This is a genomic window from Pseudoxanthomonas jiangsuensis (assembly GCF_010093185.1).
Taxonomy (GTDB): domain Bacteria; phylum Pseudomonadota; class Gammaproteobacteria; order Xanthomonadales; family Xanthomonadaceae; genus Pseudoxanthomonas; species Pseudoxanthomonas jiangsuensis.
Window position 1 is genome coordinate 15,966 of the sequence record NZ_PDWL01000034.1, and the last position, 11,963, is coordinate 27,928.

The window sequence follows — 11,963 nt, forward strand, 5'->3', positions numbered from 1 at the left end:
GGGCCTCGTCCGATGGCACTACGACCGGGACTACCCGGCCCCCATTCGCGTGACTATGCCTTCTAGTTTGCCCCGCAGGTTCGTCGCCGGGACCGCCTGAACGGTCTCTGCTTCCACCGGCGCACAACTCTCTGGGTAGAACTCCTCCACCACTGCCGGCACGTCCTCGTCCAGCTCCTCGAACGCCCCGTTGGCGAACCCCTGACGTGCCGCCTTATCCAGCGCCGCCTGGTCGAAGCCGGCGTCCTGCCGCCGGAGTTCCAGGGCCCTCGCCTCCTCGATGGCCTGCTCCAAACTCAGGCCGGAGCGCACCACCAGGTCGACGTAGTAGATCGCCGCCCGGCGGCTCATCGTCGTGGACTTGCCGCGTAGCTTCAGCTCCAGCGGCAGGCACGCCAGCCGCCCACCGGAGACCGCACTGAAGTAGTGCAGGCGCGCGGCAAGCGTGCGGATCGTGTTGAACGAGGTCGTGCGCAGGACGAAGCTGCCCAGCGTGTCGTCCTGGCCCTCATCGATCACCACATTGAACCGGGCATAGGCCTTGCAGTCGCCGGCACCGAACCGGCAGGCGTCCGGACCGGGGCACGGCAGCCCTTCGATGCCCTCGTCGCCTACACGCCGGCAGGTCTCGCCGTTGCCCACGCACATCGGTCGACCTGAAGTCCGGTCAAACAGCGAGTAGTCGGCACGCAGGTTCAAGGCGGGATCATTGAACAGCAGCCGCACCGGCAGCGTGCGCAGCTTGCCGCCCGCCTCACGCTTGAGCACTTCGTCCAACGGGTGCAGCACCCAGCCATCCCGGTTCTGGACCTGGCTGGTCAGGGTGAACTGGTCGTCCTTCTCCGGCAGGCGCTTGCCATTGCGCTCCACCACCCGGCCAATAGATATCCGCCCGACCACGGGCGGAGTGATAGCCAAACCTTTCAGCATCTCGAACTCCTGGGATTTTTGGGATCAGTCCACGATCACGAACCGACGCGAGCCGGGCTTGGGTACCATGTAGTCAGCCACGAGCTCGGCGTGATCGGTGGTCAAGCGCTGGGCGTCCAGGCGAGTGCCGTCCTTGGACCGCTTGTAGGTCACCTCGCCGCTGGCGAACACGGCGCGGGCCGCATCACCCATAGCCTGCTGCAGGGTCTGCTTGAGCAGCTCAGCGCGGCCTTCCTTGGCTTCCAACTCACGCCGCAACGTCACCAGCTCCGCGAAGGCCCCGGATAGGCGCCGGTCCTCGCTGAAGTCCAGCGTGTCGACACCGCCCGGATACAGCTGACGCAGGGCCCGGTCTGCCGAGGCACTTCCATCGGCCGGCGGCGGCGTGTCGGACTCCACGCACTCCCAGAACCGGGCCTCCAGCACAATCACGCGGGCGATCACGTCTTCGTCGCGCTCGATGCGGTGGATCTCCAGCTGCTGCCCGCAGAGCAGCACGGCCACATCCGCCGCCGCCTTGCCGGTGACCGCCAGCTGGTGCTGGACCTGAAGCTGGACGTGCTCGGGCACGCCATCGCGCCAGAGACGGGAGCCGAACTCCCCGGCGGTCTTGCACTCCAGGATCTGCACGTCGGGGCTACCGACGATCTCCCGATCGATGTTGGCCAACATGAAAGGAAAGGTCGGGTGCTGCAGGACCGCGTTGACCTTGCGGACCTTGCGGCCGGTCTTGCGCATGTAGCTCGCCGCCACATAAGGCTCCAACAGCGTGCCCCAGTACATCGGCGAATCCAGGTCGTCCGCGACGTCCGTGTTGGCCGCCGCGCGGCCGGTCTTCTGGGTCCACAGTTCCAGAGGGCTGGTGTACGGGCTCAGGCCCACCGCCGCGGCGGCATCGGAGCTGCCGATGCCGCCCTTTCGCACTTCCAGCCACTGTCCGCGATCGAGCGTGCGGGTATCTACCAGGCGCAAGGCCGTCTTACGTCCCATCGTGATCTCCCAAATGAAAAGGCCGCCCCTGAGGGCGGCCTGTGTGGCGGCATTTCGTGTGGCCGGATATCCCGGCCGGGGTATCCGGTGATTCAATCGTTCCAGAACACATGGATCCCGCCGTCGACTGCTGGAATAAAGCGGACCTGCCCACTGGTGACCGAAGTGCGAACGTAGGCCTCGATATCGACCTGAGCGTCGACTCGTCGTCCCAACAGGGTGAAGGTGTGATAGGCCCAACTGGCGGCATCGGCATAGGTGCCCTGATAGCTATCGGCGAACGCCTCGGTCGCCCGCAACACGCGGTCGAAGGACCCGGAGGCCCAGAGCGCCTCGAACGGCGGACCGTATTCGTCCACGGCGTCCAGCCAGGCCAGCAGTTCATCCAAGTCCGGGCGCGGACCGAAGTCGGGCAGGCCGTCGTAGGCCAGCACAGACCAGGTATGGGCATCTTCCTGCCCCAATGCTGGACACCCCTTGGCAATCGCACAGCGCACCGCGTCGGCGTCATCCATCTCGATCCACTGAGCACCACTATCGTCCGCGCCACCGCTGGCTCGGACTGCTACACAGATCCGAGCCATGGGATGCTCCTGAAAGAAGAAAGGCCGCACGAGGCGGCCTTGGTGTTGTGCTCCGAACGCTGAATGCGCTACTGGTCAAGGGGGAGCCTGCGGCTCCCGACTCAGTTGACCAGCTTGAGCTTGCCGTTATGCAGCAGATACTTGGTCTTCTGCTCTAGTGTAGGGCAGCAATCGGAGTCATCTGGACCCAGCGTCAGGGACGTCAACCTGATCGTCTCATCCGCGATGACGAAGTCGCTGGTCGAGCTCCCGACTCCACCCACGGGCAACGCATTTGCGAACCTCAGCGACCCATCGGGCTGCCTCAGGAATACGGCCAGGTACTGCGTGGACGTGTTCTCAGAAGGTATCTCGATCGAGAACAGGACGGCCGAGTCGTCAACCTTGTCACCGTTGATGTCTCCTGCAACCACCTGGCGAGCATCTTTGAACTCGTCGCCCATCACGGTACTGGCCGTGACCGCAATGGCACTTTCGATTGCCGCATCATCGGATGCACTGACAACTTTGTCGGGTTCTTGCGCAAGGGCCGGCGTCGGAGCTTCAGCTTGCGGATTGGGATCTGACGGAACAGCAGGTCCATTTGGCTTCTCCTCGCTCCCGAAATCCTCGATGCCGAGCTCCTTCAGCGTCGCTGAGTCGAGCCCACTGCACTGCGCTGTGGCTCGAATCGTTTCTTCGCGGATATCCGGAGGAACAGTGCCGCGATCCCGCATTGCCTCCAAAGTATCGACACCGTACCTTTCCTTCATCTTTTCGTAGTAACAGGTGCAGGTCTTCTTCGTCCCTCCTCCGTTCACGCATCCCGCCACCATTTCACTTCTTATTTTCCCATCACATGAAGTAAGTGCGATGCATGCCAAGATAAGAAAGATAGATTTTGAACATCCGATTGCCATGATCAACCCCTCCTCGTGACGAGGAATCCGACAAACGCCACCATCAATATACCGCCAATGACCTTGCCGAGCCCCGGGAACAGGATGACTGGCCAGAACACGGCACCACCGAGATTGAACCAGAACCCCTTGTAGGCATTGTCACCCCACCAGTTTCCGTAGATCGCAAAGACAAAGATCAGCAACACATAGAATCCAAGAAGCAGACGACCCATTCATTTCCCCCCGGTTTACTTTTGTTTTAAGTCACAGTCTTGGCACACCGCCATGCGGGATCATCGTTGATCAGCCACGCCCTGCAGGTGCCGATTCAGTGCTCCGAATAGCTGCCTCACGTCACGCTGATCGGGCATATTTAGCTCGGCGAAGCGACGACCTTCGATGTAGACGTACTTTCCGTCAGCGGCGACTTCTGACACCGTGCTCCAAAGACGCGTATTGGATGGCTCGAATGGCGCCTTGGTCCGGATTTCCGATTCAGTGATCAACACTCCGTCAGCCGCGCCGCCGAACAGGGTGTTATCTATCAGCGCGATCACCTCTTTCGGTTCAAGACCCTCACCATAGCTGTCCAAGGCGCCATTGAGTTTCTTCAGCGGAATGTTCGGGGCCACGAATACCCGCTCGAACGGCTCTGCGTTGAACCGCAGCCCCTGTAGCGCCTCTCTGAGCGTGGCCCGCCGCATTGGTGGCTTCTGTGGTGGCGGCTCAGGCTTGGTCGTATGCCTTGTCCGTGCGCGCTCATACTCGGCCCGCTCCCCCGAGTCCATTTCTGACGCACAAAGTGCTTCTAGCCAAGTTTCAGTGTGTCCCTCGAACTGCCGGATGATCCTCCTGGCGCTCTGTTCAGATATCCCCATCTGTGACAACACCAAAAGCAATGCGTCCTTGCGTGGAATCTTCAGATCGAATCCACCCGCCGCCCCATCACTGTGGAAGAACACGGCCGGCATCATCTGAAGTGATTCTTCATCAAAGCCACACTCCCGCCCGAACTCCAGGGATGTCGCCGCCAAGAACTCTTCCTTGTAGACCTCGCTGACCTTATGGAGTCGGGTGAAGCTGTCCCCAACTGACTCCTTAAGCCCCTCGGGAATTTTGGAGAATCCGTAGTAGTGGAGCATCAGGAACGCCGTCAGCGAAATTTCGATAACGTCCATTTCCACCGACCCACGCTTGGGCGCTGGAAAATTTTCCACGACGCGTTTAAGTTCCAAGTATTGCTCGGCGATACAAGGCATCTGGCGATCGATGAGGCGATCGATGAGAAGTGCTTCTTCGCCTAGGTCGGACCGCATCGCATGCAGGGCTCGACGATGAATGGCTAGCAGACGTTCTGCACCGGAGTTCGCGTTCGCCCGATTCGCCTTGCCCGAAGCGCGATCGTCCGGTGGCGACGACGACGTGAGCGCGGTCGCCAAGCGCGAGGCGAAGAGGTTAATCGCTACCTGGTCGATCACGGCAAACTTGAAGAACTCACTGCCGTTGATCATGATCCGGCTGCCCGATCCGGAAACTACCAGCCGGATATCCCGAAGTAGCATTCGACGTGGCGCATCGAACTTCTGCTTGCAGTAGATCGCATCACCGGTGACCAGCAGGCCTTCTTTCGCCCCGCCGAACAAGGTGTCGTCCAGTAGTACAAGAACATCGCGTGGCGAGACACTTAGCGCATACGAGGAAATAGCCCCTTCCAGCTTCTTGCGCGGGATCTTGGGCCGCGCATACACGTTGTCGTGGAACCACTCCCACTCCGGCTTCAACAGAATGGACGCCACGTCCGGAGCACCGACCTCGGCTGAGGGCTGTGGCTCGGGCACCGGAGGCGGCCGACTCCCGGAACGCGCTGAAGTCGCGCGCTGGTCGAAGTCCGCCCGCGTCTGCGACTCGTTGAGCACCCGATAGGCCTGGTTGACCTCCTGCATTTTGCTTGTCGCCCATGCCTGCGTCTCTGCATCGGATTGGGCGTAGCGATCCGGGTGGTACTGACTACGTCGGCCCTTGTAGGCCAGCTCGATCTCATCGCGCCCGGCGTTCGGACGGATTCCCAGAACTTCGTATGGATCCATGTGCTCCTGCGTCCCCTGTTCCTTTTCGCCCTCCTGCATGCAGCAGGGCAGTTACTTTCTTGACACAGAACATACCTCTATCTGGTAAATAGAGTCTGCCACACCAATAGAGGCTTCGTCATGATTCGGGCCACGTCCGCCGCTGCGATGCCCGGTGTCCGAGTCCTCGCCCCGCTCACTGTTCGCCGCTCGCCTGGTCCAGGCGCGGCAGCTGCGTGGCCTAAGCCAACGTGCCCTGGGCGATCGCATGGGCCTGGGTAAGGACAAGGGCTCCTCGCGGATCAACCGCTACGAGCACCAGGTCACCGCGATTGGCTTCGACAACCTGGGCCTGCTGGCCCGGCTCCTAGACGTGCCCGTGGCATATCTGCTGGCCGACGATGCCGCCATGGCCGATTCCATCCTGGCGCTGGCCCAGGCCGACGAGGGCCAGCGCGATGTCCTGGCCACACTCATCCCGGCACTACTTCAGGATCCAGCCCTGCTGCCGAAGCTGGCCAAGCTGCTGCAACTGCCGAAGCAGGACCAGGCCAAGGCACTGAGCGAGTTGACCGATAAGGACTGACGTCAGCTCAGCCCCGTTCAGTCGCGGCATCCACAATGCCGCGCAGGATTCGGCCCGCCCCCGCCGACTCACCACCCCGCAGCAGATGGGTGGCGTAGGCATATCCGAACGGCTCCGCCACCTCGTAGCACCACACGCCCGGGAACTGTCCCTCCTGCGCCTGCCAGGCCTGATCCAGGCACTCGACCGGATCGATGCATGCCTGGATGAATCCCTGCTCCCCCTCGAAGCGGGAGCTATCGATGTCGCCAAAGTCAACCAGCGCTTGCTTCGCTCCGATGGCCACGTAGGCCAGATCGAGCGTATCGGCCACCTTCACCATCGTTCTCTCCCGAGAAGTGCCCGGCCCGCAGGCCGGGCGCTATGCCGTACCCAGATTGCACGCCTATATCAGTCCCCGAGCTGCCATCGAGGTCGCCTCCCCCGCCGTCACCACGAAGTGATCCAGCAGCCGGATATCCACCAGCCCCAAGGCGGCCTTCAGCCGGGTCGTCAGGACACGATCGGCCTCGGAGGGCTCGGCGTGGCCGCTGGGATGGTTGTGGGCCAGCAGGACCGCAGCAGCGTTCAACGCCAACGCCCGCTGGACCACGATGCGCGGATGCACCTCGGCCCCATCGATGGAACCGGAGAACAGCCGCTCCACCGCGAGCAGACGATGCCGGGTATCGAGGAAGGCGACCTCAAGGTGCTCCCGCCCTTCACCTCCCAACCGCATGCGGAAAAAGGCGCTGCAGGTGGCCACATCACCCAGGCAGGCCCCTTGGCTCAGGATCCTCCGCTCCAGCAGCCGCAGCGCCCGCGCGATGACCCGGTCCTCCCGCGCCCGGGCCCCGATTGAGGAGACCGCCCGGGCGGCGGTCGGCGCACGTACACGTGACCGGGCCTGCATCAGGCCACCAGCTTCATCACTTCATCCCAAGCCCGCAGCTTGATCTGGGCACCGGCCCCGAACCAAGCTGCATCCCGGCGATGATCGTCGCTGCGTGCGCGGCGATGGTGGTCGACGAACTCGGTCACGCTGTTGAGCAGGCCCCACGCCGTACCACGGCTGGAGGCCATCAGAGCACCCCGTCCGCCGCCCTCGTACAGCGAGCGCACGTTGGCCATGGCCTGCTCGTTGACCACCATGGCCTTGCCGTCCGGTGCGGCGTAGGTGAGCACCCGGCGCAGCAGCCCTTCCACCGAATCCGGATCCACCGGCCGTTCCACCAGCGCCTTCATCCGGGCCACGAACCCATCCCAGGACGACACTGTGATACCCAGCTGCCGCTTCACCACATCCGGGTCGAACTGGCTGCGGTGCGGCACCTTGATCGCCCCGGTGGCGTTGCCCAATGCGATGGACAGGGTGTTGTTGCAGACCACCCGGACCGAGGTGAACTGTGCAGTGGTGGCCAGCGTGCCGTCACAGGCGGTGGCCAGCAACAGGTAGCCGTCCACCTTGTCCCGGCCCTTGAGCGTGGTGCTCTGTCCGGTCCGGGCCAGCGCCCAGAACTTGCGGCCCTCGCGCAGCACGCCGGCGGTTTCCAGCTCGAAGCCATTGCTGGCGGTCAGGTCCCGGTAGAACTCCAGGATCTGGCCCGGCTGCACGACCTGGAAGCGCTTGGACACCACCGACAGCGGCATGCGGGTGTCGGAGCGGTACAGCACCTTCTGCTCCGGGTAGGCGTGGATGACGCCAATGGCGTTGTTACCGGCCACGTAGCGCACTTCCGCCTCTTCGATCTTCCAGTCCATGCCGGCCTGCTGCTTCCAGACCTCGATGGGCTGCTGCGGCGCCAGCCGGTTACCCAGGCCATGCCAGGGCTTCTGCCCGGCATAGGCCATCGTCTCGACCAAATGCATTGTCGTTTCCTCGCTATTGGCGGCATAAACGCACAAAGCCCGGACAATGCCGGGCTTTGTGCGAGATGCCTGTAGTGGATTGGATCAGGTGATCAGATCCGGGGACTGTTGCAACTGGAGCACTTGACGATGCCAACCAGCATCGCCGCTGCAACCACCAGCACACAGTAGATCGCTTCGATCTTGCCTTTGCTCACATCCGTTCACCTTTGGCAGGCGCTTCAGTGCGGAGCGCCTGGACGCGAAGCCGGATTCCACCGGCTTCGCAAGGGTGGTATGTGTTTGAAATTTCTTTTAATGATGCGCATGGACTAACTGCGCGCCCGAAGAATGAACGAAGACCAAATAGTCGATGTTCCAGATCGGGTCGTCGCAAGCCATAAGACAGGAATGGTGAACATCGCCCATTCCTTCATAAGGCTGAACAACGATGACCAGAGCGACTAAGCGCCCCATTCCTACCACCGCCGAATTCTCTACTGGCTGATGGCCCGGGATTCGGGGGTGGGTCACGGAGTTCGGTTAGCGATCTGTCGGTGTCCCCTGCCCGCCCCGCTTGTGCGCCTGATCGAACGACAACCTGCCGACCGAAACGCCGGACTGGTGGCTCAAGGTCAAGCCCTTCGTCTTCGGCGAGGATCCGGTCGACACCGGCGAAGCGACCCGCACGCTCAATAAGGCTTAAAGGGCTGGCCGGCTAAGTGCCGACCCGCTCAGTTCAAGCGATGGTCACTCCGGTCCGGATCGTGATTGTCCAAGACCGTCCAGCAGAATCCGAGTTATCGCAGGGGCAACAGCGGGGGCAACACAAAATTCTGAAAGATTACATGTTGTTGATTAACATGATTTTTTCTAGGGACGTTTGGTGGTCCCTGGCACCACTACACCAGAAGGCCCGGGCACTCCCGGGCCTTCGCTTTTCCGCTTCGGCCGGCCCGCAATGCTCCTGGCTCACGGTGGCGAAGCCGGCCGATCCCTTACGATCGGCTCCCCGATCCGCAGGAGCGCCGCCGATGAAGTCCCTTCCCTTCGCCCTGTGCATGGCCGTGCTGCTGTTCGCCGGCAGCCTGCCGGCCTGGGCGGCGGAGCCTTCGGTCTCGCCGGTGGCCAGCGGCGAAGGCACCGACGCCGTGCCCGCACCGATCGTCGTGGGCGGGCGCACCGTCGGCACGGACGACGGCCTCGCCTACCAGTGGCCGGGTGTGCACTTCCAGACCCGCTTCAGCGGCGACGGGGTGCTGTTCGAGGTCGGACCGGGCGACGTGATCCTGCACGTGGAGGCCGATGGCGCCCGCATCGCCAGCCTGCGCAAGCCGGCACCGGGCCGCTATCGGATCGCCGGCCTGGGCCCGGGCGAGCACCGGGTGCGGATCGATGCGGCGACCGAAAGCCAAGCTGGTCCCAACCGCTTCGGCGGTTTCCTGCTGCCGTCCGGCAGCGCGCCCCTGCCCCTGCCGCAGGCGGCGCGCCGGATCGAGTTCATCGGCGACTCGCATACGGTCGGCTACGGCACCGCCTCGAGCGGGCGCGACTGCAGCGATGCCCAGGTCTGGGAAACCACCGACACCACCCTCGCCTTCGGTCCGCGGCTGGCGGCGGCCTACGGCGCCGACTACCGGGTCAACGCGATCTCCGGCCGCGGCATCGTCCGCAACTACGGCGGCATGCCCGGCGACACCCTGCCGCAGGCGTATCCATGGCTGCTGTTCGATCATTCCGTACGCGAGGCCGGGCCAGCGGACTGGCAGCCGCAGCTGGTGGTGATCGCGCTGGGCACCAACGACTTCTCCACCCCGCTGGCGGCGGGCGAGCGCTGGGCCACGCGCCAGGCGCTGCACCAGGACTACGAACAGATCTATGCCGGCTTCGTCCGGATGCTGCGCGCGCGCTATCCGCAGGCCTATTTCCTGCTCTGGGCCACCGACCTGGCCGACGGCGAGATCGCCGCGGAAACCGGCAAGGTCGCCGCGGCCCTGCGCCAGGGCGGAGACGACCGGATCGGTTTCGCCACGGTCGCGGGCCTGGCGATGGACGCCTGCCACTGGCACCCCTCCGCCGCCGACCATCGCCGGATCGCCGAGGTGCTGGCGCGGCATGTCGATGCGGTGCCGGGGCTGTGGCCAGCGGAGGATGCGCCCTGACGACCGGCGCAGGAAACGCCCTTCAACGCCGATGCCGGCGCCACGGCCGCCGGCGCCGGAACAGCACCAGGTAGCTGCCCGCCACCCAGGCCAGGCCCGCGGCCCAGCCGGCGAGCACGTCGGACGGGTAATGCACGCCCAGGTACAGCCGCGACAGCCCGACCAGGCCGGTGAACGCCAGCGCCGCGGCCAGCATCGGCCAGCGCCAGCGCGTGTGCCAGCACAGCAGCACCAGCACCGCGGCCAGGGTCATCGAGCCCATCGCATGGCCGCTGGGGAAACTGAAGGTGCTCTCCGGCGCGATCGATTCCCACAGCGAGGGCCGGTCGCGTTGGAAGAACTGCTTGGCGCTGAGGTTGAGCAGGGCCGAGCCGGCCAGGGCCACGATCGCGAACGCGGCCTCGCGCCAGCGCTTCCATGCCAGCAGGGCCAGCGACAGCGCGATGTCGAACGGGACCACGCCCCAGGCGTAGCCGATCCGGCTGAGGAACACGAAGAACGCGTCCAGCCGCGGCCCGGCCAGGCCGTTGAGCCACAGCAGCAGCGCATCGTCGAAGACCAGTTCTTCCAGTTCGTGGACTTCGTCGGCCAGTTCGGCGAACAGCCACAGGGGCAGCAGGACCCCGGCGAACAGCAGGGCCAGGCGGCCGAGGTTGCCGCGCAGCGCGGCGGCGAGCGAGGACGGCCGGGACGGATCCTCAGCCGGCCTTGCGGGCATAGCGGTTCTCGACGTATTCGTCGATCAGGGCCACGAACTCGGCGGCGATGTTCTCGCCCTTGAGGGTGACCTTCTTCTCGCCGTCGACGAACACCGGCGCCGAAGGCGCCTCGCCGATTCCCGGCAGGGAGATGCCGATGTCGGCCTGGCGCGACTCGCCCGGGCCGTTGACCACGCAGCCCATCACCGCCAGCGACAGGTTCTCCGCGCCCGGGTGGGAGACGCGCCACTCGGGCATCTTCGCCCGCACGTGCTCCTGCACGGTCTTGGCCAGTTCCTGGAAGAAGGTGCTGGTGGTGCGGCCGCAGCCCGGGCAGGCGGTGACCATCGGGGTGAAGGCGCGCTGGCCGGTGGTCTGCAGCAGTTCCTGCGCGACCACCACTTCCTGGGTACGCGGCTGGCCCGGCTCGGGGGTGAGCGAGATCCGGATGGTGTCGCCGATGCCTTCCTGCAGCAGCACCGACAAGGCCGCGGCGGAAGCCACGATGCCCTTGCTGCCGATCCCGGCCTCGGTCAGGCCCAGGTGCAGGGCGTAGTCGCAGCGGGCGGCCAGGTCGCGGTAGACCGCGATCAGTTCCTGCACCCCGCTGACCTTGCAGCTGAGCACGATCCGCTCGGCCGGCAGGCCCAGCTCCACCGCGCGCGCGGCCGAATCCACCGCCGACAGGATCAGCGCCTCGCGCAACACCCGGCCGGCGTCCCAGGGTTCGGCGCGGGCGCTGTTCTCGTCCATCAGCCGCGCGGCCAGGGCCTGGTCCAGCGAGCCCCAGTTGGCGCCGATCCGCACCGGCTTGCCGTACCGGATCGCGGCCTCGATGATCGAGGCGAACTGGGTGTCCTTCTTCTTGCCGAAGCCGACGTTGCCGGGGTTGATCCGGTACTTGGCCAAAGCCTCGGCGCAGGCCGGCTCGCCAGCCAGCAGCTGGTGGCCGTTGTAGTGGAAGTCGCCGATCAGGGGGACATCTACCCCCATCATCAGCAGCTTCTCGCGGATCCGCGGGATCGCCGCGGCCGCCTCGGCGGTGTTGACCGTCAGCCGCACCAGTTCCGAACCGGCGCGCCACAGCTCGGCGACCTGCCTGACCGAGGACGCGATGTCGGCGGTATCGGTATTGGTCATCGACTGCACCACCACCGGCGCGCCGCCGCCGACGGCGACCCCTCCGACCAGGACCTGGCGGGTGGGCCGGCGCGCCCACGGCGCGGCCGAGGCGGGGGG

13 protein-coding genes are annotated in these 11,963 nt (G+C 64.8%); 2 read left to right on the forward strand and 11 right to left on the reverse strand.

Annotated features, from left to right (window positions below):
- Positions 1-30: 30 nt before the first annotated feature.
- The 6 genes from CSC62_RS15920 to CSC62_RS15945 all read right to left on the reverse strand — a co-directional run bounded on the left by CSC62_RS15920 (position 31) and on the right by CSC62_RS15945 (position 5,472).
- Positions 31-930, reverse strand: coding sequence for a recombination directionality factor (locus CSC62_RS15920; protein WP_162407673.1), 900 nt, complete (start codon positions 928-930; stop codon positions 31-33).
- Between the two features lie 24 nt (positions 931-954).
- Positions 955-1,920, reverse strand: a complete 966-nt coding sequence (locus CSC62_RS15925; protein ID WP_162407674.1) for a YqaJ viral recombinase family nuclease — start codon at positions 1,918-1,920, stop codon at positions 955-957.
- A gap of 92 nt (positions 1,921-2,012) precedes the next feature.
- Entirely contained in the window at positions 2,013-2,435 is a 423-nt protein-coding gene (locus CSC62_RS15930; RefSeq protein WP_162407675.1) for a hypothetical protein, read from the reverse strand.
- 170 nt (positions 2,436-2,605) lie between these two features.
- Positions 2,606-3,403, reverse strand: coding sequence for a hypothetical protein (locus tag CSC62_RS15935; protein WP_162407676.1), 798 nt, complete (start codon positions 3,401-3,403; stop codon positions 2,606-2,608).
- Between the two features lie 2 nt (positions 3,404-3,405).
- On the reverse strand, positions 3,406-3,618 hold the full coding sequence (locus CSC62_RS15940) for a hypothetical protein (protein ID WP_162407677.1): 213 nt from the start codon (positions 3,616-3,618) through the stop codon (positions 3,406-3,408).
- 60 nt (positions 3,619-3,678) lie between these two features.
- A complete protein-coding gene (locus CSC62_RS15945) occupies positions 3,679-5,472 on the reverse strand; it encodes a J domain-containing protein (RefSeq protein WP_162407678.1) in 1,794 nt (597 codons plus the stop codon).
- 154 nt (positions 5,473-5,626) lie between these two features.
- Between CSC62_RS15945 and CSC62_RS15950 the strand changes: the two genes are divergently transcribed.
- Positions 5,627-6,037 (forward strand): helix-turn-helix domain-containing protein, encoded by a 411-nt coding sequence (locus tag CSC62_RS15950; protein WP_162407679.1) that lies wholly within the window; start codon positions 5,627-5,629, stop codon positions 6,035-6,037.
- A 7-nt stretch (positions 6,038-6,044) separates the two neighbouring features.
- Here the strand turns inward: CSC62_RS15950 and CSC62_RS15955 are convergent, their stop codons facing one another.
- The 3 genes from CSC62_RS15955 to CSC62_RS15965 all read right to left on the reverse strand — a co-directional run bounded on the left by CSC62_RS15955 (position 6,045) and on the right by CSC62_RS15965 (position 7,885).
- On the reverse strand, positions 6,045-6,359 hold the full coding sequence (locus tag CSC62_RS15955; protein WP_162407680.1) for a hypothetical protein: 315 nt from the start codon (positions 6,357-6,359) through the stop codon (positions 6,045-6,047).
- Positions 6,360-6,422: 63 nt separating this feature from the next.
- Positions 6,423-6,929 (reverse strand): JAB domain-containing protein, encoded by a 507-nt coding sequence (locus tag CSC62_RS15960; RefSeq protein WP_162407681.1) that lies wholly within the window; start codon positions 6,927-6,929, stop codon positions 6,423-6,425.
- A complete protein-coding gene (locus CSC62_RS15965) occupies positions 6,929-7,885 on the reverse strand; it encodes a DUF932 domain-containing protein (protein WP_162407682.1) in 957 nt (318 codons plus the stop codon). The genes CSC62_RS15960 and CSC62_RS15965 overlap by 1 nt, the downstream gene beginning before the upstream one ends.
- A gap of 1,013 nt (positions 7,886-8,898) precedes the next feature.
- Here CSC62_RS15965 and CSC62_RS15970 point away from each other — a divergent pair.
- Positions 8,899-10,026 carry an SGNH/GDSL hydrolase family protein gene (locus CSC62_RS15970; protein ID WP_162407683.1) on the forward strand — a complete coding sequence of 376 codons (1,128 nt, stop codon included), beginning with the start codon at positions 8,899-8,901 and terminating at the stop codon, positions 10,024-10,026.
- Between the two features lie 22 nt (positions 10,027-10,048).
- Here the strand turns inward: CSC62_RS15970 and CSC62_RS15975 are convergent, their stop codons facing one another.
- The gene (locus tag CSC62_RS15975; RefSeq protein WP_162407684.1) at positions 10,049-10,744 is read right to left on the reverse strand and encodes a phosphatase PAP2 family protein; all 696 of its coding nucleotides are present in this window, start codon (positions 10,742-10,744) and stop codon (positions 10,049-10,051) included.
- Positions 10,725-11,963 (reverse strand): flavodoxin-dependent (E)-4-hydroxy-3-methylbut-2-enyl-diphosphate synthase (ispG, locus tag CSC62_RS15980; protein WP_246194500.1); only part of this gene is annotated, 1,239 nt, incomplete at its 5' end. The genes CSC62_RS15975 and ispG, both read right to left, overlap by 20 nt.